This is a genomic window from Cryobacterium sp. LW097, assembly GCF_002205495.2.
GTDB lineage: Bacteria > Actinomycetota > Actinomycetes > Actinomycetales > Microbacteriaceae > Cryobacterium > Cryobacterium zongtaii.
In genome coordinates, this window is the sequence record NZ_CP021992.1 from 2,001,333 (window position 1) to 2,022,235 (window position 20,903).

Here is a 20,903-nt window from a genome sequence, read left to right on the forward strand (position 1 = left end):
CTCGTTCAGGGATTCGCCCGCTGCAGTACTTCACTGCACGGGGAATCAACCAGATCATTAAGGTGAGGCTCTTGACTACGACAGATCAGCAACCATGGGGTCGCGTAGACGAAACCGGCACGGTTTACGTGCGCGAAGCAGACGGCGAACGTGCCGTCGGCCAGTATCCCGACGCGACACCTGAAGAGGCACTCGCCTACTTCGAACGCAAGTACGTGGAGCTGAACGGACAGGTCACCCTGCTCGAACAGCGCGCAAAGGGAGGGGCGCCGGCCGCGGATATCGCCAAGTCGGTCGCGAACCTGTCGAAGTCGGTTGCAACGGCAAACGCCGTCGGCAACCTCGCCGCCCTCGCCGAGCGCCTCGGCGCTTTGGGTGGCACGGTCACCGAGCTCACCGAGCAGCAGGGTGTCGAGGCCAAGGCCGCCAGCGCTGCGGCCCTCGCGGAGCGGGCTGCCATCGTTGAAGAGGCCGAACGCCTCGCCGCCGAAGACCCGGCCAAGACGCAATGGAAGCAGACCAGCGCTGCACTCGACGCGCTGTTCGCCAAGTGGCAGGCCCACCAGCACGACGCACCGCGCATCCCCAAGGGCGAGGCGAACGAGCTCTGGAAGCGGTTCCGTGCGGCTCGCACCACTATCGAGCAGAACCGCAAGGCGTTCTTCGCCGAACTCGACAGCGCTCACAAGGATGTACGGAACCGCAAGCAGCAGCTCATCGAGAAGGCCGAGGCGCTGGCACCCCAGGGTGCCGACGGCATCCCCGCCTACCGCAACCTGCTCGAGGACTGGAAGGCCGCCGGTCGCTCCGGTAAGAAGCAGGACGACGCCATGTGGGCCAAGTTCAAGGCCGCCGGCGACGTGCTCTACTCGGTGAAGAGCGAGATCGACGCGCAGGACAACGAAGAGTTCTCCGCCAACCTGGTCGTCAAGCTCGACCTGCTCACCGAGGCCGAGACCCTGCTCACCGAGACCGACCGGGTCAAGGCCCGCGAGCTGCTCAGCTCGGTGCAGCGCCGCTGGGACGCCGCAGGCAAGGTCCCCCGCGACCAGGTCAAGCCCGTCGAGGAGCGCATGCGCAAGGTGGAAGCGGCCGTGCGGAAGCTCGACGACGACCACTGGAAGCGCAACAACCCCGAGACCAAGGCCCGCGCCGAAGGCCTCGCCGGTCAGCTGCACGACGCGATCGCCAAGCTCGAGGCCGAGCTGGCCGCCGCGCAGGAGACCAAGGACGCCCGCAAGATCAAGGACGCGACCGAGGCGCTCGAGACCCGCAAGGCCTGGCTGAAGGCCATCGGCCAGTAACGACTCGCTGCACGGGAGTAACTACACACACCCGAAACGGGATCGGGAATCTGTCCACAGATTCCCGGTCCCGTTTCGGCGTCTGCCGGCGACTCCGCAGGCTGGAAGCATGACTCCCCTGCTTCCTGCCGCGCTCACCCCGGCCGACCTTCCGCTCGCCGAACTGAACTGTGCCCGCCTCGACGGTGAGCTGTTCCCGCTCGCCGGAGCGTGGTGTCCGGTCGACGCCCACGACGGCCCGGAGACCCGGGGCGAGGCGCTCACCTCGGTCGCGCCGAGCCGGGCCGCCGCCGAGCGGATGAGCGCCGCCTGGATCTATGGTCTGGCCGCCGAACCTGACCCCCATCAGTTCTGCATCGACATGACCGCGCGTGCCCGCAAGCCCGTCGAGACGAGGACCCAGCTCCGCGAGGTGCGCCTCGGCCGCGACGACACGAGGGTGCTGGGTCGTCAACTCGTCACCACTCCCCTGCGGACGGCTATTGACCTTGCCCGCTGGGGCCGCTCACCCGGGTGCCGCGCAGACACGGCGCTGCTGGCGGCGCTGCTGGTCTATGACGGACCAGTCGATCCGCACGCCGACGAACAGGCGCTCGCCGGTCAACGGGGAGTCTCGTTCAGCCGCAGGGCGGCCGCCCAGCTACGGGAAGCGCGCCGGCTGAACCTCAGCCGTCGCTGACCCTGTAGACGTCGTACACGGCGTCGATGCGGCGCACCGCGTTCAGCACCCTGTCGAGGTGGGTAGTGTCGCCCATCTCGAACACGAACCGGCTGATCGCCAGCCGGTCACTGGAGGTGTGTACCGTCGCCGAGAGGATGTTGACGTGGTGTTCCGACAACACTCTGGTGACATCCGAGAGCAAGCCGGAGCGGTCGAGGGCCTCGATCTGGATTTGCACGAGGAACAGGCTCTTCGAGGTCGGCGCCCAGTCGACGTCGATCATCCGCTCGGGTTCCTTGAGCAGCTCCTGCACGTTGTGGCAGTCGAATTGGTGCACAGACACACCGGAACCGCGGGTGATGAAACCCACGATCTTGTCGCCGGGAACCGGGGTGCAGCAGCGTGCCAGCTTGACGAGGATGTCGGGCGCGCCGCGCACCAGGATCCCGGAGTCGTTGTTGCGCAACGTCTGGGTACGGCCGTTGGGGGTGAACGGCAGGTCCGTCGCGTCGCTCTCCTCCACGCTCTGCAGCGTGGCGACGACCTTCTCCAGCACGGACTGCGTCGACACGTGGCCTTCACCGACGGCGGCGTAGAGCGCCGAGACGTCTTCGTAGCGCATCACGGCGGCGACCTCGGCGAAGGAGTCCTGGTTCATCAGCTTCTGCAGCGGCAGGTTCTGCTTGCGCATGGCCCTGGCGATGGCGTCGCGGCCCTGTTCGATGGCCTCGTCGCGGCGTTCCTTGGTAAACCACTGGCGAATCTTGTTGCGCGCCCTGGGGCTCTTGACGAAGTTCAGCCAGTCCTGGCTCGGACCCGAGTCCGGGTTCTTGGAGGTGAAGACCTCCACGACGTCGCCGGTGCTGAGCGAGCTCTCCAGAGGTACGAGCCGTCCGTTGACCTTGGCGCCCATGGTGCGGTGGCCCACCTCGGTGTGCACGGCGTAGGCGAAGTCCACTGGCGTCGCGTCGGCGGGCAGGCCGATCACGCGGCCCTTGGGCGTGAAGACGTAGACCTCCTTGGCGCCGATCTCGTAGCGCAGGGAGTCGAGGAACTCGTTGGGGTCGGCCGTTTCGGCCTGCCAATCGGAGATATGTGCCAGCCAGGCCATATCGGTGTCGCTCTGCGGGCCGGGGCCGGAGCTCTTGCCGTTGACCTGCTCCTTGTACTTCCAGTGCGAGGCGACGCCGTACTCGGCACGCTCGTGCATCTCCTGGGTACGGATCTGGATCTCGACCGGGCGGCCACTCGGGCCGAGCACGGTGGTGTGCAGCGACTGGTACAGGTTGAATTTGGGGGTGGCGATGTAGTCCTTGAAGCGACCGGGCAGCGGAGTCCACCGCGCGTGGATGGCTCCGAGGACCGCGTAACAGTCCCGCACCGAGTTCACCAGGACCCGGATGCCGACGAGGTCGTAGATCTCGTCGAACTCGCGGCCGCGCACGACCATCTTCTGGTAGATCGAGTAGTACTGCTTGGGCCGTCCGGCCACCTTGCCGCGGATGCGCGCGGCCTTGAGATCGTCGTTGATCGCGTCGATGACGTACTGCACGAATTCTTCGCGCTGCGGGGTGCGCTGCTTGACGAGGCTCTCGATCTCGGCGTACAGCTTCGGGTAGAGCACCCCGAAAGAGAGGTCCTCGAGTTCCCACTTGATGGTCTGGATTCCCAGGCGGTGGGCCAGCGGGGCGTAGATCTCGAGGGTCTCGGTGGCCTTGCGGGTCGCGGACTCCGCCGGCACGAAGCCCCAGGTGCGGGCGTTGTGCAGACGGTCGGCCAGTTTGATGATCAGCACCCGGATGTCCTTGGACATCGCGACGATCATCTTGCGGACAGTCTCGGCCTGAGTGCTGTCGCCGTACTTCACCTTGTCGAGCTTGGTGACGCCGTCCACGAGCATGGTGATCTCGTCGCCGAAGTCGGCGCGCAACTGGTCGAGGGTGTAGTCGGTGTCCTCGACGGTGTCGTGCAACAGGGCAGCTGCCACGGTCTTGGGACCGATCCCGAGGTCGGCCAGGATCTGGGCGACCGCGACGGGATGGGTGATGTACGGCTCGCCGCTGCGACGTTTCTGGCCCTCGTGGGCCCGCTCAGCGGCCGCGTACGCCCGTTCGATGATCGACAGATCCACCTTGGGATGGTGCGTGCGCACCGTCTTCAGCAGCGTGTCGACGGCACCGACGGGCTGCGCCCTGGAGAAAATACGCGGCACCAGACGACGCAGTGACGCGGCGGATGGCGTGGTGGTTTCTGTCATCTCGTTACCTCACTCCCTGGCGCCAATTATCCCTGTACTAACGGATAAACGGTAAACCGAGGGACGCTGTCGGATATTCCCGGCGGGCGAACCGGCTCACGCGGGAACGTCCGCGCGGGCCGCATCCGTGCCGGCGACCGACGAGGTACCGGTGGCCTTGGCCCGCAGGGCCAGGGCCTTCTTGTCACGCTTGCGGATCTCCGGCTCGTTCTCGCGCAGCTGGGCGTAGAGCGGGGCGGCGATGAAGATCGTGGAGTATGTACCCACGATCATTCCGATCAGCAGGGCCAGGGAGATGTCCTGCAGGGTTCCCGCACCCAGCACGAACGCACCGATGACGAGGATCGAGGCGACCGGGAGGACTGCGACGATCGAGGTGTTGATCGAGCGCACCAGGGTCTGGTTGACCGCGAGGTTGACCGAGTCGGCGAACGTGCGCCGGGATTCTGGCCCGTCTTCGGTCGTGTTCTCGCGGATCTTGTCGAACACCACCACGGTGTCGTACAGCGAGTAACCCAGGATCGTGAGGAAGCCGATCACGGCCGCCGGAGTGATCTCGAAGCCGGTGATGCCGTAGAAACCCGCGGTGATGACGAGGTCGTGTAACAGGGCGACCATGGCGGCGGCGGCCATTTTCCAGGTGCGGAAGTACAGGGCCATCACCGCGCCGGCGAGCACCAGGAAGGTCAGCAGTGCGCGGATGGCTGAGCCGGTGATGTCCTGGCCCCAGGACGGGCCGATGAACGAGGACGTGACCTGCGCCGCGTCGACGCTGTATGCGGTGGCGAGAGCGGCGCGTACTTCCCGGCTCTCGGTGTCGCTGAGCTGGTCGGTCTGCACGCGGATGCTGTCGCTGCCGACGACGGACACCTTGGGCACGGCTTCGGGCACCACCTCGGTGACCGCGGTGGATGCCGCATCCTGGTCCTCGGTGGAGATCTCGGAGAGGACGAACTCGGAGCCGCCGGTGAACTCGATGCCGAACGTGAACCCACCGCGGAGGACCGGACCGAGGATCGCGACCAGGATCATGACCGCGGCGACCGAGTACCAGACCTTACGACGTCCGACGATGTTGTAGGAGAGCTTGCCGGTGTGCAGATCGTTGCCGAACTGGTTGAAGCTGGCCATTAGGAATCCTTCCCATCGGTCGACTTACTGGAGCCGGAACCGACGAGCTCAGCCGCCTTGCGTTCGGCGATGGTCTGGCGCTTTGCGGCCTCCTTGCTGGAGGACGGCGACTTGCGTGACGCCACCTCCACGGAGGGCTGGAACCGGGCGCGTCCGCGGTAGACGGCGCCGAGTGCCCGCGGGTCGAGTCCACTGAGCTTGTGCCCGTCTCCGAAGAACTTGGTGCGGGCGAGCAGCTGCAGCATCGGATGGGTGAACATCGCCACGACCAGGAGGTCGACCAGGGTGGTCAGTCCCAGGGTCAGGGCGAAACCGCGCACGTTACCGACGGCCAGGATGAACAGAACCGCGGCGGCGAGGAAGTTGACGGTGTCGGAGGCGATGATGGTGCGGATCGCGCGGCGCCAGCCGGATTCGACCGAGGACACCAGTCCCCTGCCGTCGCGGAGCTCGTCGCGCACCCGCTCGAAGTAGACGATGAACGAGTCAGCGGTGATACCGATGGCCACGATGAGACCGGCCACACCGGCCAGGGAGAGGCGGTACCCCTCACGCCAGGACAACAGAGTGATCAGCAGGTAGGTGATCACGCCAGCCACGATGAGCGACGCGACAGTGACCAGCCCGAGGAGGCGGTACTGGATGAGGGAGTAGAGCACGACCAGGATCAGGCCGATCAGGCCCGCGATGAGGCCGCTCTGCAGCTGGGTCGAACCGAGGGTTGCCGAGATGGTGTCCTGGCTCTGCACGGCGAAGCTGATCGGCAGGGCGCCGAACTTGAGCTGGTCGGCGAGGGCCTTGGAGGTGTCCTGGTCGAACGAGCCGGTGATCTGGGGCTTGCCGTCGGTGATCACGGCCAGCGTGCGCGGAGCGGAGATGACGCTGCCGTCCAGCACGATGGCGAACTGGTTCTGCGCGCCCTGGAGGCCGCTCAGGCGAGTCGTCACGTCGGCGAACGACTCGGTGCCGGTGCGGTCGAAGACGATGTTGACGGCCCATTCGCCGGTAGTTGCACCGCTCTGCGTGGTGACCTGCCCGTTGGTGGCGTCGGAGATGTTCTCGCCGCTCACCTCGACCGGGCCGAGGATGTACTTGATCGAACCATCGCTCTCGCAGGTGATCAGCGGCTGATCGGCCGGTGCCACAATGCTGGTGTCGATGTCGCTGCACTGGAAGGAATCGAACTCCGCCTGCAGGTCGGGGGTGATGTTGTTCAGGTCGCTCGCGTCGGTGGGCGCGACGGCCGGGGTCTCAGCGGCCGGAGTCTCTGCGGCCGGGGTCTCTGCGGCCGGGTCTGCCGCGGCATCCGTCGCCGGGTCGGTGGCCCCGTCGGTTGAGCCGTCTGCGCCGACACTGTCCTCAGTGGGCGCTGAAGCGACCAGGACCGGTCGGAACTCAAGCTTTGCCGAGGACTGGATGCGGTTCAGGGTGGCGTCGTCAGGCGTTCCGGGAATGGAGACGACGATGTTCTGTCCGCCCTGGGTGTTGATCTCCGACTCGGAGACTCCGGCGGAGTCGATCCGCTGCCGGATGATCGACACAGCCTGGTTGAGCTGTTCAGACGAAACCGTCTGGCCGGACTCGAGTTTGGGGGCCAGGATGATCTGGGTGCCACCCTCGAGGTCGAGCGCCAGCTTCGGCGTCCACGAACCGCCGCCGGTGAGAACGCCGGCTCCGTTCAGAGCGATGAGACCGACGATGATCACGCCAAGCCAGGTCAGGGAGCGCCAGGCCTTCTTGGTCGGAGACGACTTAGCCACCTATTGAACTCAGCTTTCTATTGCTCGTGCTGCGCGACCGAAGCCGCGCAGCCGGAGTGGGTGTGTTACGCGTCGCCCTTTTTGGGTTCGGTGTCGGTGTCGGGCGCGACCTCGTCGGTCGTCGGCTTGAATTCGGCACGCTGGCCGTACTCGGGCTCGCCGACAACGGCCGGCGTGCCGGCGTCGGTGTCAACGGCCTGGTCGAGGACGACGTCATCGCCGGCAACTGTGGGCTCGACGACGCGGGCGATCGTCTGGCGGTGGATCTGCACAATGGTGCCGGGTGCGATCTCGAGGGCGACCTTGTTCTCTTCCTCATCGATCGACACAATGGTGCCGTAGAGGCCGAAGTTGGTCATCACGTCTGCTCCGGCGACCATCTTCGACTGCAGGGCCAAGGTGTCCTTCTGGCGCTTGCGGCCATTGCGAAACATGAAGAACACAAGCAACGCCAAGACGGCGAGCATGACAAGAGTCAACGGATCCATAGAACTGTGAAACCTTCCCGTGCGAGCGTGGTGTCGCGACGAAGTTTTTTGTGGGAGTGGCTGGGGGAAGCCGGCAGAAGGTGCGTGCCTGACCAGCTTGAATTATAGAACATCCAAGGTGAGCACAGCCTGAGGATTGCTCAAGCCGAAATGCCGCCACGCTGCGGCAGTAGCAACCCGCCCGCGCGGGGTACGCGTGAGGAAGCCTATCCGCACCAGGAAGGGCTCTACGACCGATTCGATGGTTTCGGGCTCCTCCCCCACCGAGACGGCCAGTGTATTCAGCCCAACCGGTCCACCCCCAAAACGGGTGAGGACGATGTTCATGACCTCGCGGTCGAGCCGGTCCAGTCCGATTTCGTCGACGTCGTAGAGTTCCAGCGCCGCGTGCACGGCCGCCAGGTCGGCGTCTCCGCCGTGCACGAGCGCGTAGTCGCGCACCCGGCGCAACAGCCGGTTGGCGATTCGCGGAGTCCCCCGGCACCGGCCGGCGATCTCGGCGATGGCCTCCCGGTCGATGACCAGTCCGAGGAGGCGTGCGGCGCGCACCAGCACCAGTTCGAGTTCGGCGTCGGCGTAGAACTCCAGGTGGGCCGTGAAGCCGAACCTGTCGCGCAGTGGGTTCGGGAGCATGCCGGAACGTGTGGTGGCCCCGACCAGGGTAAACGGCGCCAGGTCCAACGGTACCGACGTGGCTCCGGCCCCCTTGCCGACCATGATGTCGATGCGGAAGTCCTCCATCGCCAAGTAGAGCATCTCTTCGGCGGAGCGGGCCATCCGATGGATCTCATCGATGAAGAGCACCTCGCCGGGCACGAGGGAGGAGAGCACTGCAGCCAGGTCGCCGGCGTGCTGAATCGCGGGGCCGCTGGACATGCGCAGCGGCCGATTGCCCTCGTAGGCGATGATCATGGCCAGGGTCGTCTTGCCGAGGCCTGGCGGGCCGGCCAGCAGGATGTGGTCAGGGGTGCGCTGCTGCATCGATGCCGCGGTCAGCAGCAGCTGCAACTGACCGCGCACCTTCTGCTGGCCGACGAACTCGGTGAGGCTCTTGGGGCGCAGGGCGCCCTCGAAGGCCAGCTCCGCGTCGCCCTCGAGTGCCGGGTTGGTCAGGTCGACGCCGGGATCCTGGGTCATGAGTTGCGACCAGCGGCATTGGCGGCACCCGAATGCTGGGCAGGACCGAGCCGGGCCAAGGCCAGGCGGAGCACGGCCCCGACCCCGGCTTCCTCGGCGTCGAACTCGGCTGTGCTGCCGGCGAGGATCTCCTCAACGGCCTGGACGGCGATCCGCTCCGACCAGCCGAGGCCGATCAGCGCTGCTTGCACGCTGGCGCCGACGGTGGCCGTGGCGACGCCGACGCGTCCGGGGGCAACGGCGGCGCTGGTGACGGCGACCTTGCCGACCAGTGACAGCACTATGAGCTTGGCGGTCTTCGGTCCGATCCCGCTGACCTTGCGGAACACGGCATCGTCCTCGGCGTTGACGGCGAGGGCGATTTGGTTGGGGGTGAGCACGGCGAGCACGCCGAGCGCGGACTTGGGACCGACGCCGGTGACGCCGACGAGAAGCTCGAACACTGCGAGTTCTTCGGCGCTAGGGAAGCCGTAGAGGGTCAGGGAGTCTTCACGAACGATCAGGGTGGTGGCCAGGCGGGTTTCGGTGCCGACCCTCGCGGCCAGGGCCGTGGACGGGGTGACCTGCAGGGCGAGTCCGACTCCGCCGACCTCGATCACGACGGTTGAGCCCAGGGCTGAAAGGACTGGGCCACGCACTGAAGAGATCACCTAGCCAGCCTACGGTGCGCCGCAGACACTGCCGCCGCCGACCCCGGCGCGTTGCCGCGCTCGGCGTCGCGCCAGGCCTTCTGCGCCGGAGTGAGCGAGCCGGGACTCAGCGCGGGCGTGGACCGGTTGCCCGCCGCGACCGTGCCGCTGGTGGGGAGTACACCGCCGGCGGCGCCGGTTCGCCACGCGTGGCAGATGGCCAGCGCGAGGGCGTCGGCGGCATCCGCCGGTTTCGGGATTTCGGCCAGTCCCAGCACCCGGGCGACCATTGTGCCGACCTGCTTTTTGTCCGCGGAGCCGTACCCGGTGATGGCGGCCTTGACCTCGCTCGGGGTGTGCAGGGTCACCGTCAGTCCGCGCTTGGCGGCGAGCATGAGGGCCACCCCACTGATCTGGGCGGTGCCCATGACCGTGCTCACGTTCTGCTGCGCGAAGACCCGTTCAATGGCCACGAAGTGCGGTTGGTGCCGGTCGAGGAGCTCTTCGAGGCCCTCACTGATCAGGAGCAGGCGGCGTTCGAGGGGCAGGTCGGGAGAGCTGCGCAGCACCTGCACGTCGACAAGGGTCGCCGAACGGTTCGCTGCGACGTCGACGATCCCGACGCCGCAGCGGGTCAGGCCCGGGTCGATGCCCAGCACCCTGACCGTCATCGGTGGGCTATTCGCTGTCTGCTTCGAGCTCGGCCTGGACCTCGGCCGAGACGTCGTAGTTGCTGTAGATATTCTGCACGTCGTCGAGTTCCTCGAGAGCGTCGATGAGCCTGAACACCTTGCGGGCGGTCTCGGCGTCGACCTCGATCTTGAGCTGCGGGACGAAGGCGATGTCGGCGGAGTCGTAGTCGATTCCAGCCGCCTGCAGGGCAGTACGGGTGGCGACCAGATCGTGCGCCTCGCTGAAGACCTCGAACTTCTCGCCGTCGTCGACGACCTCTTCGGCGCCGGCGTCGAGCACCGCAGCGAGCACGTCGTCTTCGGTTGCGTCTCCCTTGGGCACCACGACGATGCCCTTGCGGTGGAAGTTGTAGGCGACACTGCCCGGGTCGGCCATGTTGCCGCCGTTGCGGCTGACCGTGGTGCGCACCTCGGCCGCGGCTCGGTTCTTGTTGTCGGTGAGGCACTCGATCATGATGGCGACACCGTTGGCGGCGTAGCCCTCATACATGATCGTGGTGTAGTCGACGGCTTCACCGGACAGCCCAGCGCCGCGCTTGACGGCGCGGTCGATGTTGTCGTTGGGGACCGAGGTCTTCTTGGCCTTCTGGATGGCGTCGACGAGCGTCGGGTTGCCAGACAGGTCCGCTCCGCCCATACGGGCAGCGACCTCGATGTTCTTGATCAGCTTGGCGAAAGCCTTCGCCCGACGCGAGTCGGTGACAGCCTTCTGGTGCTTGGTGGTCGCCCACTTGGAATGCCCGGACATGAATCTCCCGATTTTCGTTGCGTTGTCGTTGCGCTAACTCGTGCGACGCGCTTGGGGCGTCGTCTGCAGGCACCGCGACCGTTCCGACCGCTCAGTGCGTTCTCAGTCTAGCCCGGGCACCCTCTGACTGCCCTTCGGCTCACCGGGTGGTGGGCACGCCGAGTATCTTGTGCAGGGTGCGCAGGTTGCGGTTCGTGGTGGTGGATTTGTACCGGGGTTTGGCTGCCAGGACGCTGAAGGGGCTCTTGATGCCCACAGCCCGACGCACCTGCCAGTACAGGAGTCCGTCGCCGGGTAGAACGCTCTCGTCGGCCGGATCGAGCTGGGGCGCGCTGACCAGGAGCTCGTCGAGCCTGGCCGGGTCTGAGCCGAAGAGGATGTACGAGTGCCAGCCGTCCCGGTCGTCGAACGGGTAGCCGTCGACGGCTACGACGAGGTCGTCTCTGCTGAGCAGCACCACGAACGCCGTGTATCCGAATCGCTCGGACAGGGCTCGTTCCATGCCCGTCTTGACGGCGGCGGCATCAGGCTCGTCGCTCGTGAAGAGCACATTGCCGCTGGCCAGGATGGTCGTGACACCGCTGTGGCCGAGCCTGCTGACCGTTTCGGCCAGGTCGGCCATCTTGATGGTGATGCCGCCGACGTTGATGCCGCGCAACAGGGCGACGTATCTCATGCGCTGGCCTGGGTCATGCCCCCATTGTGCCTGACTGTGTGGTGCAGCCGGGCTAGGCGCCGAAACCGGCCGTCTGCACCTTCTGCAGGAAGTACTCGTGGAAGCGGTACTCCCCCGTGATCTCCGGGTGGAAGGACGTGCCGAGCAGGTTGCCTTGTTCGACGGCCACGCATCGACCGTCGGCGATCGTCGCCAACGCCGTGGCGCGCGATCCGACGGTCTCGACCACCGGGGCGCGGATGAAGACGGCGTGCACTGGGGTCTCGCCGAGGGCCGGTACGTCCAGGTCGGTCTCGAACGAGGCGGTCTGCGAGCCGAACGCGTTGCGGCGCACGCTGATGTCCAGGCCGCCGATGCTCTGCTGGCCCGAGATGCCGTCCAACACGTTGTCGGCCAGCATGATCAGTCCCGCGCAGGTGCCGTAGACCGGCATCCCGCCCTGGACGGCCGCTCGCAGGGGGTCGGCGAGGCCGAACATGCGAGTCAGCTTGTCCATCACGCTGGACTCGCCGCCCGGGATCACCAGGCCGGTGACGCTGGCCAGTTCCTCCGGGCGGCGCACGAGAGTGACCTCGCTGCCGAGCGAGCGCAGAACGTCGGCATGCTCGCGAAAGTCGCCCTGAAGGGCGAGTACTCCAACGCTCATGAAGCGGGTGTTACCAGCCGCGCTCGGAGAGGCGGTGCGGTGCGGCAAGGTCGGACACGTTGATGCCGACCATGGCTTCGCCGAGTCCCCGCGAGACATCCGCGATGATCTTGGCGTCGTCGTAGAAGGCGACGGCCTTGACGATGGCGTTGGCGCGTTCCTGCGGGTTGCCGGACTTGAAGATGCCCGAACCCACGAAGACGCCGTCGGCGCCGAGCTGCATCATCATGGCCGCGTCGGCCGGGGTGGCCACGCCGCCGGCGGTGAACAGCACGACGGGCAGCTTGCCGGTCGCGGCGATCTCGGCGACGAGTTCGTACGGGGCCTGCAGGTCCTTGGCGGCCACGTACAGCTCGTCCTTGGTGAGCGAGGACAGCCGGGCGATCTCGCCCTTGATGGTGCGGATGTGCTTGGTGGCCTCAGAGACGTCGCCGGTGCCGGCCTCGCCCTTGGAGCGGATCATCGCGGCGCCCTCGGTGATGCGACGCAGCGCCTCGCCCAGGTTGGTGGCACCGCAGACGAACGGAATCGTGAAGTTCCACTTGTCGATGTGGTTGACGTAGTCGGCGGGGCTCAGCACCTCTGACTCGTCGATGTAGTCGACCTCGAGGGCCTGCAGCACCTGGGCCTCGACGAAGTGGCCGATGCGGGCCTTCGCCATGACCGGGATGGAGACCTCGGCGCGGATGCTGTCGATCAGGTCGGGGTCGCTCATGCGGGCGACACCACCCTGGGAGCGGATGTCGGCCGGGACGCGCTCGAGCGCCATGACGGCGACGGCGCCGGCGTCTTCGGCGATGCGGGCCTGCTCGGCGTTGACGACGTCCATGATGACGCCGCCCTTCAGCATCTCAGCGAGTCCGCGCTTGACGCGGCTCGAGCCGAACTGTGCGGCGCTGTCGACCTGCTCGGGGGAAGTGGTGTCAGTCATAGCTACGATTCTATTCCTTGCGTCTGGTGCCGCTGGTCGGGGCGAGGGGCACGGGTGATGAGAACTGGGTCAAGAGACGGGTGTTACTGCAAGCCGTGCCAGCGAGGTGGGAAAGCGAGGGTCAGACGGTGGAAACCGGCCAACCCTCCGCGACCTCGCGGCGCACCTCGCCGAGCAGCTTCGGGATTGCCTTGGTGCCGGCGATGATCGGGAAGAAGTTCGAGTCGAGCGCCCACCGCGGCACGATGTGCTGGTGCAGGTGCTCGGCGATCCCGGCGCCCGCGATGCGGCCCTGGTTCATTCCGAGGTTGAACCCGTCGCAGCCCGAGGTGGCCTTGAGCACCCGCATTGCCACCTGGGTCAGGCTACCGATCTCGGCGACTTCCTCAGGGGTGGCTTCGTCATACGTCGCAACATGCCGGTAGGGGCAGACCAGCAGGTGGCCGCTGTTGTACGGGAACAGGTTCAGCAGCACGTAGGCGTACTTCCCGCGAGCCACGATGAGAGCCTTCTCGTCGTCCATCGACGGTGCGATGCAGAACGGGCAGTCGTCGGGGTGCGGCTGCTGACCGTCTTGGATGTAGACCATCCGGTGGGGCGTCCACAGTCGCTGGAAGGCGTCCGGAACGGCGGCGAAGTCGCCCGAATTCTCCACCTGGACGCCCTCGACGAAGTCCTGCGGGCTGCCGGACAGGCGGTCCCAGGGAGTGTCTCGCGGCGCGTCCTTCTCGAAACCCGCCGGAGTGGCTTCGGTCATCGTCAGGCCTGGTCCGCGCCGGCCGCAACGACCAGGGCGACGGGTGCGCCTTCCTGGGCGAAGTCGGCGGCGCCGTTGACCTGCGCGCGCGTGGTGATGGACGCGATGATCCGGCGGATGGCGTCGTCGACGGGAACCCCGTTTTCCTGGGTGCCGTCACGGAACCGGAAGCTGACCGCGCCGTTCGCGCGGTCATCCTCACCGACGATGAGCTGGAACGGGACCCTCTGCAGGGTGGCGTTGCGGATCTTCTTCTGCATCCGGTCGCTGGACGAGTCGAGTTCGACCCGGACGCCCGCCGTCTTGAGCTTGGCCAGGACTTCCCAGAGGAAGTCCTCGTACTGCTCGGACACTGGGATGCCGATGACCTGCACCGGCGAGAGCCAGACCGGGAACGCACCGGCGTAGTGCTCGAGCAGGATGGCGAAGAACCGCTCGATCGACCCGAGCAGGGCGCGGTGGATCATGACCGGCTGCTGGCGAGTGCCGTCGGGCGCCGTGTACTCCAGGTCGAACAGTTCCGGCTGGTTGAAGTCGAGTTGCACCGTCGACAGCTGCCAGGTGCGGCCGATGGCGTCCCGTGCCTGAACCGAGATCTTCGGACCATAAAAGGCCGCTCCACCCGGATCCGCCACGAGTTCGAGTCCCGAATCCTCGCCGACCTGGCGGAGGGTGTCGGTCGCGGCTTCCCACTGCTCGTCAGTACCGACGGACTTCTTGGGATCGCGGGTCGACAGTTCCAGGTAGAAATCGGTGAGGCCGTAACCACGGAGGGTCTCGAAGACGAACTCGAGCTGGCTGGTGACCTCGGCTTTGACCTGGTCCTGGGTGACGTAGATGTGAGCATCGTCCTGGGTGAGGCCTCGCACGCGAGTGAGGCCCTGCAGCGTGCCGCTCTTCTCATAGCGGTAGACGGTGCCGAACTCCGCCAGACGCAACGGAAGCTCGCGGTAGCTGCGGCCGCGGGCCTTGAAGATGAGGTTGTGCATTGGGCAGTTCATGGGCTTCAGGTAGTAATCCTGGCCCTGGCGGGTGACGTGGCCCTCGGCGTCGACCTCCTCGTCAAGGTGCATGGGCGGGAACATGCCCTCGCGGTACCAGTTGAGGTGCTGGCTGGTCTCGAACAGGTGGCCCTTGGTGATGTGGGGGGTGTTGACCAGGTCGTAGCCGTTCGCGAGCAGGCGCTCGCGCATGAAGTTCTCAATCTCCGAACGGATGATGCCGCCCTTGGGGTGGAAGACAGCCAGGCCGGAGCCGATCTCTTCGGGGAAGGAGAACAGGTCCAGTTCCTGACCGAGCTTGCGATGGTCGCGCTTGGCGGCCTCTTCCAGGCGGGCCTTGTAGGCGCGCAGTTCGTCCTTGGTGGGCCAGGCGGTGCCGTAGATGCGCTGCAGCTGCGGGTTCTTCTCCGAACCGCGCCAGTACGCTGCGGCCAGGCGGGTGAGCGAGTAGCCGTTGCCGATCATGCGGGTGTTGGGCAGGTGCGGACCGCGGCAGAGGTCCTTCCACACGGTCTCACCGGTCTTGGGGTCGACGTTGTCGTAGATGGTCAGTTCCGCGCCGCCGACCTCGACGGACTCGTTGTCGCCATCGGGGGTCGGGTCGTCTCCCGCCCCGCCCTTCAGGCCGATGAGTTCCAGCTTGTACGGCTCTGCCGCGAGTTCGGCGCGGGCCTCGTCATCGGTCACGACTCGGCGCACGAAGCGCTGGCCCTGACGGATGATGCGGTCCATGGCCTTCTCGAGGGACTTGATGTCTTCGGGGGTGAACGGTTCGGCCACGTCGAAGTCGTAGTAGAAGCCGTCGGTGACGAATGGGCCGATGCCCAAGCGCGCCGCGGGGTTCACGGTCTGCACGGCCTGAGCGAGCACGTGAGCAGCCGAGTGGCGCAGGATGTTGAGGCCATCGGGTGAGTCGATTGTCACCGGGGTGACGTCATCCGTCTCGGTCACCGCAGTGGCGAGGTCCCTGAGCTCGCCGTTGACGCGCATGGCGACAACGGATCGGTCGGTGAAAAGCTCAAAACCGTCAACCACGTGTATTACTCCCTTGAGTTGCGAACCCTTCAACTTTAGCGGGCGCCGGTGGGCTCAGTGACGGGCCGCGGGCACAGAAAAGCGCTGCCGGCGATGCCCGTGTGGACTCTGCCGACAGCGCTTGGCTGTACTGCCTCTTGTGCTACCCGGTGGGCGATACTGGGATCGAACCAGTGACCTCTTCCGTGTCAGGGAAGCGCGCTACCGCTGCGCCAATCGCCCAGGACCGCGGATGGTACTCACGGGCTGGAGGTGGATACGGGATTCGAACCCGTGTAGACGGCTTTGCAGGCCGTTGCCTCGCCTCTCGGCCAATCCACCGTGTTCTTTGTTACCTGTATACCCAAAGAAAATCGGCCTCTCGGCCGATTCACTTCGAGCGGATGACGAGATTCGAACTCGCGACCCTCACCTTGGCAAGGTGATGCGCTACCACTGCGCCACATCCGCAACTGCTCGCATTTCTGCGTGCTTGGAAGACTCTACTCGATCCTGGGGACCTCGTGTGCACATCACGCGCCAGTGGGCGCCGAGCCCGGTCGAAATCACCCGCTGTGCCGCGGAATTACGCGGAAAAACAAAAAAACCCCCGAGTTTATCGGGGGTTTTCTTCGGAGCTTCTCGTGCTTGGTGTTGTCATTGCTCTGTGGGCGATACTGGGATCGAACCAGTGACCTCTTCCGTGTCAGGGAAGCGCGCTACCGCTGCGCCAATCGCCCAAATCCTTCGCAGTGCAAAATGCACACCGTTCTGGTTGGAGGTGGATACGGGATTCGAACCCGTGTATACGGCTTTGCAGGCCGCTGCCTCGCCTCTCGGCCAATCCACCGTACTTGATGCCGTATTCACTACAACCGTGCTGGGTTTACTACCAAAGAGAATCGGCCTTTCGGCCGATTCAATTCGAGCGGATGACGAGATTCGAACTCGCGACCCTCACCTTGGCAAGGTGATGCGCTACCACTGCGCCACATCCGCAACTGCTCGCATTTCTGCGTGCGTTGAAGACTCTAGCCGATAGTGCGAGACAAATTCAAACCGAGCGATTGCCGCGTGTCGCGGCCCCTCGATGTGCGCTCAGGCCCCGGTCTGGTCTAGTATCAGATGTCGCAGTCGAGAGGTTTTCGAGTGTGGTTCGGGCGATTGGCGCAGTTGGTAGCGCGCTTCCTTCACACGGAAGAGGTCGTGGGTTCGAGTCCCGCATCGCCCACCGAAACGGCCCCCGGAGAACCCGGGGGCCTCGTTGGTTAACGATGGGAATTCGGTCCGGAACAGGCTGGCCGGCGCGGTGGCCTCAGCGTTAGTTCGGCGCGGCCCCGCCCTAGCTTGACTCCCCAGCGCCCACCGGTGTCGAAGCGAACAGCACTGTGTCGCTGGCCACGAGGTCGTCGAGGGTCAATACCCGCTGGAGGTCGTGCCCGGCGGCCAGGGCCAGGCGCAGTTGGTCATCGCTTTGGGGAGCGAGCCGGCCTTCCATGAATCCGCCCAGTGCCCGAATCGCGCAGGCGGTGAGCACCCCCTCGGGAGTGCCGCCGATCCCCATGGCCAAATCGATTCGCCCGCCGGGTGTGGCAGCGTCGATCGCGGCGGACACGTCGCCCTCCCCCGCGAGCACGACCCGTGCACCGACCCCGCGCAGTTCGGCCACGAGGCTCGCGTGCCGCGGTTTGTCGAGCACGGCTACGGTGATCTCGGTCACCGGCTTCCCAAGCGCTTCGGCCAGCCGGCGCACGTTCTGACTCGGGGTGGCCAGAAGGTCGAGGATGCCGCGGGCCGGCGCCGAGGAGATGAGCTTGTCCATGTAGAACACGTCCCGGGGATCGAACAGCGTGCCGCGTGGGGCGAGGGCGATGACACAGACGGATCCTGGCAGCCCTTCCTGCACGAGTCGCGTGCCGTCGAGCGGGTCGACGGCAATGTCGCAGGCCGGTCCCTCGCCGGAGCCGAGTTCCTCGCCGTTGGCCAGCATCGGGGCTTCGTCCTTCTCCCCCTCCCCGATCACCACGTACCCGGCGAATGGCGCCGGCAGCAGTTCGGCGCGCATGGCGGCGACTGCCGCGGCATCCGCCGCATTCTTGTCACCGCGTCCGAACCAGACTTCGGCGGCCAGTGCCGCCGCGACCGTCGCCGCGCGTACCGCGGCGACCAGCTCCGCCGAATAGTGTTCGCCGCCGAGAACCGTACTGGTGCTGGTGCCGGTGCCGGTACCCGCACTCGGGCTTGTGCTCGGTGTGGCTGCGTCGGTCGTCGTGTTGCTGCTCATGGGACTCGATGGTACCCGCAGGGCCGGGCCCGCCAGCCGAGATAGTGTCAAGGGGTGATCAGAGAACACGCCATTCTCCCCGTGCGACCCGGCCGTGAAGACGCCTTCCTTGCGGCGTTCCAGACGGCCCGGCCGCTCATCGAGTCGATGCCCGGCTTCCGTGGGCTCAGCCTGTCCAGGTCGGTTGAGGATCCATCGACCTTCCTGCTGCTGGTGGACTGGGAACGGTTGGAGGACCACACCGAGGGGTTCAGGGGATCCCCTGAATACGCCGACTGGAGAGCGCTGCTGCACAGTTTTTACGACCCGTTCCCCGAGGTGCAGCACTTCATCTCCGTGCCCTGATCTGTGCCCTGATTCGGGCTGGCCGCTCCTCCACAGGCGGCCGGTTTGAGTACCTTTCCACACCCGGTTCTGCAGGGGTGGGAGTGTCGGTGGTCGGTGGGAATATCGGGGTATGAGCAGCCCCGCTGAGCAGTTCCCGACCGACCCGGAGGACCCGGAGGACCCGGGTCACGACGCCCGCGACCCGATGCCGACGCCCACGCGCAGGCGCACCGGCGCCGCCGCACCCTGCAGGAGCAGGCGCAGGCCACCCTCGCCCGGAAAGTCGCCTAAGCAAGAAAGGCCCGCTGGAGGATCGCGAAGGCGACCCGCGAACGTGCTTGCGCACTCGCGGAGCTGCAGCGGTGGAGCAGGGAACCTGCCACCGCGAAACTGCTCAACCCCGACTACGCCGCCGAGTCGGCCCGCGGGCCGGTCCTCACCGACGCCGATGCGAGCCCACGGAAGATCGCGGCGTGGGAAGACCAGGAAATCGCCCGCCGCACCATCACGACCGAGGTCGCCTGCTCGCTGCGCCTGGCCGATCGCACCGCGGAGAACCTGATCGGTGAATCCTCGATGTTCGCCGGGCCGATGACAGCCACCCTCACGGCGATGAGCCACGGCGACATCAGCTACCGGCACGGGCAGGTGCTCATGGAGCAACTCAGCTTCATCCCGCTTGCGGAAGCCGCCGCCTTCGAAGCCAAGTTGCTGCCGGTGGCGAAAGACCTCACCGTCGGCAAACTCGCCGTCAAGGCCCGGCGGATGCGGGAACGAGCGCACCCCGAGACCCTCACCACACGGACCACCGCCGCGATCGCCGAACGCGGGGCACCCAGATCTGCGCCGACGCGATGACCCACCCCGAGACCGTTGCCGTGCTCTCGGTCGGAAAAGAACACTACAAAGCCCCCGCCGACCTGCGCCGCTGGGTCGCCCTGCGCGACGGCACCTGCCGCTTCCCCGGCTGCACCAGACCCGCATCCCGCAGCGACCTCGACCACCCCCTCGCCCGAGAACACGGCGGACCCACCGACTACGACAACCTGGCCCACCTCTGCCGCGCCCACCACCGACTCAAACCACCCTGGCTCCCACTCCCGAACGACCGGCAGCACCGGCCCGGCCACAGGCGAACGACCGGCCTGAAGATCCACCGCCCTTCTAGCGCTCCCCCAACCGTCTCGGAGGACGCGCAGCAGCGGGCACTTGCTAATTCGGCAATTCTGTTTGTCAATCTTGGAGCGGCGCTTCAGCATGGTGATATGACCAGCAACGGCACGCCTCCCTCTATCCCCCGTCTTCCACATCCGCAGACACAGACACAGACACACGACGTCGTCATCATCGGCGGCGGCGCTGCCGGACTCAGCGCCGCAGTTGTGCTCGGGCGGGCACGACGTTCGGTGGTCGTCGTCGACAACGGACATCCGCGCAACGCGCCCGCCGAGGGCGTGCACAGCTTCCTCACCCGCGACGGCTTGCGCCCCGCCGAGCTGGTGCGCCTCGGCCAGGACGAGGCCCGCTCCTACGGCGTGGAGTTCGTCATGGGCCGGGCCGTCGACAGCCGACGCTCGGCGCAGGGCTTCACGGTGACCCTCGATGACGGCAGCACAGTGTCGGGGCGCCGGCTGCTGGTAGCGACCGGGCTCGTCGATGAACTTCCCGATGTCCCCGGCCTCGCCGAGCGGTGGGGACGGGACGTGCTGCACTGCCCGTACTGCCATGGCTGGGAGGTCAGGGACCAGACCATCGGCATCCTCGGCACCGGGCCGAAGTCGGTTCACCAGGCGCTGCTCTTTCGCCAGTGGAGTAGGAACATCACTCTCTTTTTGCACGGCGACATGCTCGACGCCGACGGCACGATTTCCGAGCTGCACGGACCGACCGATGCAGAGTGGGAGCAACTCGCCGCCCGCGGCGTCAGCGTCGTGATCGGCCCGGTAGCGGGCCTCGACGTGCGGAACAAGGCCCTGGCCGGGATTCGCCTGGCCAGCGGTCGCCTGTTCCCCCTGCAGGCGCTCGTGGTCGCCCCGACGTTCACGGCCCGCACCGACTTCCTCGCCGGGCTTGGGCTGGCCTCGACACCGCACCCGTTCGGCGTCGGCACCCAGTTGGACAGCGACGAGACCGGGCGCGTACTCAACGACGGTGCCGTGGTGCCCGGAGTCTGGGCGGCCGGTAACGCCACCAACCTGATGGCGCAGGTCGTCGTGTCCGCCGCCGCCGGACTCGGCGTTGCCACGATGATCAACTCCGACCTCATAGCGGCGGAGGTGGAGACCGCTGTGACGGCCTACCGCAGCCCGTTCTCGACCGCCAACGAGGCCCGCAACAGCGACTCGGTGCTCGGCGATCGCCGACACGGGGTTCATCCAGAGCACACACCGGCTCGGGAAGGACAGAGCCGATAACGTCCACGTCGGCCAGTCCAACGGGACTGCTGTGGTCGCTCTCGCG

Annotated in this window: 19 protein-coding genes and 7 tRNA genes; 6 read left to right on the plus strand and 20 right to left on the minus strand. The window is 66.4% G+C overall.

The features are described 5' to 3' along the window. Nucleotides 1-71 precede the first annotated feature (71 nt). On the plus strand, nt 72-1,304 hold the full coding sequence (locus tag B7495_RS09205) for a DUF349 domain-containing protein (protein WP_088456310.1): 1,233 nt from the start codon (nt 72-74) through the stop codon (nt 1,302-1,304). 109 nt (nt 1,305-1,413) lie between these two features. After that, the gene (locus tag B7495_RS09210) at nt 1,414-1,983 is read left to right on the plus strand and encodes a hypothetical protein (protein ID WP_088456311.1); all 570 of its coding nucleotides are present in this window, start codon (nt 1,414-1,416) and stop codon (nt 1,981-1,983) included. Here B7495_RS09210 and B7495_RS09215 read toward each other — a convergent pair. The 19 genes from B7495_RS09215 to B7495_RS09305 all read right to left on the minus strand — a co-directional run bounded on the left by B7495_RS09215 (nt 1,970) and on the right by B7495_RS09305 (nt 16,831). Beyond that, nucleotides 1,970-4,222 carry a bifunctional (p)ppGpp synthetase/guanosine-3',5'-bis(diphosphate) 3'-pyrophosphohydrolase gene (locus B7495_RS09215; RefSeq protein ID WP_088456312.1) on the minus strand — a complete coding sequence of 751 codons (2,253 nt, stop codon included), beginning with the start codon at nt 4,220-4,222 and terminating at the stop codon, nt 1,970-1,972. The genes B7495_RS09210 and B7495_RS09215 overlap by 14 nt on opposite strands. Before the next feature lie 96 nt (nt 4,223-4,318). Then, on the minus strand, nt 4,319-5,353 hold the full coding sequence (gene secF / locus B7495_RS09220) for a protein translocase subunit SecF (RefSeq protein ID WP_088456313.1): 1,035 nt from the start codon (nt 5,351-5,353) through the stop codon (nt 4,319-4,321). Beyond that, on the minus strand, nt 5,353-7,113 hold the full coding sequence (gene secD / locus B7495_RS09225) for a protein translocase subunit SecD (protein WP_088456314.1): 1,761 nt from the start codon (nt 7,111-7,113) through the stop codon (nt 5,353-5,355). The genes secF and secD overlap by 1 nt, the downstream gene beginning before the upstream one ends. Before the next feature lie 65 nt (nt 7,114-7,178). Continuing rightward, nucleotides 7,179-7,580, minus strand: coding sequence for a preprotein translocase subunit YajC (yajC, locus tag B7495_RS09230; RefSeq protein ID WP_240632181.1), 402 nt, complete (start codon nt 7,578-7,580; stop codon nt 7,179-7,181). 123 nt (nt 7,581-7,703) lie between these two features. Beyond that, nucleotides 7,704-8,738: a Holliday junction branch migration DNA helicase RuvB gene (gene ruvB / locus B7495_RS09235; protein WP_088456316.1), complete on the minus strand. Its 1,035-nt coding sequence runs from the start codon at nt 8,736-8,738 to the stop codon at nt 7,704-7,706. Beyond that, the gene (gene ruvA, locus B7495_RS09240) at nt 8,735-9,388 is read right to left on the minus strand and encodes a Holliday junction branch migration protein RuvA (RefSeq protein ID WP_088456317.1); all 654 of its coding nucleotides are present in this window, start codon (nt 9,386-9,388) and stop codon (nt 8,735-8,737) included. Before ruvA ends, ruvB begins: the two co-directional genes overlap by 4 nt. Further along, nucleotides 9,385-10,038, minus strand: a complete 654-nt coding sequence (gene ruvC, locus B7495_RS09245; protein WP_088456318.1) for a crossover junction endodeoxyribonuclease RuvC — start codon at nt 10,036-10,038, stop codon at nt 9,385-9,387. The genes ruvA and ruvC overlap by 4 nt, the downstream gene beginning before the upstream one ends. A gap of 7 nt (nt 10,039-10,045) precedes the next feature. Further along, complete coding sequence (locus B7495_RS09250) at nt 10,046-10,807, minus strand: YebC/PmpR family DNA-binding transcriptional regulator (protein ID WP_088456319.1); 762 nt, start codon at nt 10,805-10,807, stop codon at nt 10,046-10,048. A 139-nt stretch (nt 10,808-10,946) separates the two neighbouring features. Beyond that, on the minus strand, nt 10,947-11,483 hold the full coding sequence (locus B7495_RS09255) for a DUF1697 domain-containing protein (RefSeq protein ID WP_088456320.1): 537 nt from the start codon (nt 11,481-11,483) through the stop codon (nt 10,947-10,949). A gap of 52 nt (nt 11,484-11,535) precedes the next feature. Beyond that, nucleotides 11,536-12,129 (minus strand): pyridoxal 5'-phosphate synthase glutaminase subunit PdxT, encoded by a 594-nt coding sequence (gene pdxT / locus B7495_RS09260; RefSeq protein ID WP_088456321.1) that lies wholly within the window; start codon nt 12,127-12,129, stop codon nt 11,536-11,538. 10 nt (nt 12,130-12,139) lie between these two features. Further along, entirely contained in the window at nt 12,140-13,060 is a 921-nt protein-coding gene (gene pdxS / locus B7495_RS09265) for a pyridoxal 5'-phosphate synthase lyase subunit PdxS (RefSeq protein WP_088456322.1), read from the minus strand. A gap of 121 nt (nt 13,061-13,181) precedes the next feature. Further along, nucleotides 13,182-13,817, minus strand: coding sequence for an HIT domain-containing protein (locus tag B7495_RS09270; RefSeq protein ID WP_088456323.1), 636 nt, complete (start codon nt 13,815-13,817; stop codon nt 13,182-13,184). A 2-nt stretch (nt 13,818-13,819) separates the two neighbouring features. Continuing rightward, a complete protein-coding gene (gene thrS / locus B7495_RS09275; RefSeq protein WP_088456324.1) occupies nt 13,820-15,853 on the minus strand; it encodes a threonine--tRNA ligase in 2,034 nt (677 codons plus the stop codon). Nucleotides 15,854-16,003: 150 nt separating this feature from the next. Further along, a tRNA-Val gene (locus B7495_RS09280) sits at nt 16,004-16,075 on the minus strand. A 25-nt stretch (nt 16,076-16,100) separates the two neighbouring features. Beyond that, nucleotides 16,101-16,174: transfer RNA gene (locus tag B7495_RS09285), tRNA-Cys, on the minus strand. Nucleotides 16,175-16,231: 57 nt separating this feature from the next. Continuing rightward, nucleotides 16,232-16,303 (minus strand) — tRNA-Gly (locus B7495_RS09290). 197 nt (nt 16,304-16,500) lie between these two features. After that, nucleotides 16,501-16,572 (minus strand) — tRNA-Val (locus B7495_RS09295). Nucleotides 16,573-16,608: 36 nt separating this feature from the next. Further along, nucleotides 16,609-16,682 (minus strand) — tRNA-Cys (locus B7495_RS09300). 77 nt (nt 16,683-16,759) lie between these two features. Further along, nucleotides 16,760-16,831, minus strand: a tRNA-Gly gene (locus B7495_RS09305). Between the two features lie 159 nt (nt 16,832-16,990). Between B7495_RS09305 and B7495_RS09310 the strand changes: the two genes are divergently transcribed. Beyond that, a tRNA-Val gene (locus B7495_RS09310) sits at nt 16,991-17,063 on the plus strand. Nucleotides 17,064-17,174: 111 nt separating this feature from the next. Here B7495_RS09310 and glpX read toward each other — a convergent pair. Next, nucleotides 17,175-18,116, minus strand: a complete 942-nt coding sequence (glpX, locus tag B7495_RS09315; protein ID WP_088456325.1) for a class II fructose-bisphosphatase — start codon at nt 18,114-18,116, stop codon at nt 17,175-17,177. A 54-nt stretch (nt 18,117-18,170) separates the two neighbouring features. On the opposite strand from glpX, the gene B7495_RS09320 reads away from it, so the two are divergent. From B7495_RS09320 to B7495_RS09335, 3 genes are all read left to right on the plus strand, one after another. Further along, on the plus strand, nt 18,171-18,461 hold the full coding sequence (locus B7495_RS09320; protein WP_088456326.1) for an antibiotic biosynthesis monooxygenase: 291 nt from the start codon (nt 18,171-18,173) through the stop codon (nt 18,459-18,461). Between the two features lie 516 nt (nt 18,462-18,977). Next, nucleotides 18,978-19,301, plus strand: coding sequence for a hypothetical protein (locus B7495_RS09330; protein ID WP_370028263.1), 324 nt, complete (start codon nt 18,978-18,980; stop codon nt 19,299-19,301). A gap of 407 nt (nt 19,302-19,708) precedes the next feature. Further along, nucleotides 19,709-20,857 (plus strand): NAD(P)/FAD-dependent oxidoreductase, encoded by a 1,149-nt coding sequence (locus B7495_RS09335; protein ID WP_088458007.1) that lies wholly within the window; start codon nt 19,709-19,711, stop codon nt 20,855-20,857. The last annotated feature ends 46 nt before the right edge of the window (nt 20,858-20,903 follow it).

Bases quoted from the DNA above. Each gene is read 5' to 3' on its own strand.
- B7495_RS09210 (WP_088456311.1), top strand. From the start codon at position 1,414: ATGACTCCCCTGCTTCCTGCCGCGCTCACCCCGGCCGACCTTCCGCTC.
- B7495_RS09215 (WP_088456312.1), bottom strand. From the start codon at position 4,222: ATGACAGAAACCACCACGCCATCCGCCGCGTCACTGCGTCGTCTGGTG.
- secF (WP_088456313.1), bottom strand. From the start codon at position 5,353: ATGGCCAGCTTCAACCAGTTCGGCAACGATCTGCACACCGGCAAGCTC.
- yajC (WP_240632181.1), bottom strand. From the start codon at position 7,580: ATGCTCGCCGTCTTGGCGTTGCTTGTGTTCTTCATGTTTCGCAATGGC.
- ruvB (WP_088456316.1), bottom strand. From the start codon at position 8,738: ATGACCCAGGATCCCGGCGTCGACCTGACCAACCCGGCACTCGAGGGC.
- ruvC (WP_088456318.1), bottom strand. From the start codon at position 10,038: ATGACGGTCAGGGTGCTGGGCATCGACCCGGGCCTGACCCGCTGCGGC.
- B7495_RS09250 (WP_088456319.1), bottom strand. From the start codon at position 10,807: ATGTCCGGGCATTCCAAGTGGGCGACCACCAAGCACCAGAAGGCTGTC.
- B7495_RS09255 (WP_088456320.1), bottom strand. From the start codon at position 11,483: ATGAGATACGTCGCCCTGTTGCGCGGCATCAACGTCGGCGGCATCACC.
- pdxT (WP_088456321.1), bottom strand. From the start codon at position 12,129: ATGAGCGTTGGAGTACTCGCCCTTCAGGGCGACTTTCGCGAGCATGCC.
- pdxS (WP_088456322.1), bottom strand. From the start codon at position 13,060: ATGACTGACACCACTTCCCCCGAGCAGGTCGACAGCGCCGCACAGTTC.
- B7495_RS09270 (WP_088456323.1), bottom strand. From the start codon at position 13,817: ATGACCGAAGCCACTCCGGCGGGTTTCGAGAAGGACGCGCCGCGAGAC.
- glpX (WP_088456325.1), bottom strand. From the start codon at position 18,116: ATGAGCAGCAACACGACGACCGACGCAGCCACACCGAGCACAAGCCCG.
- B7495_RS09335 (WP_088458007.1), top strand. From the start codon at position 19,709: ATGACCAGCAACGGCACGCCTCCCTCTATCCCCCGTCTTCCACATCCG.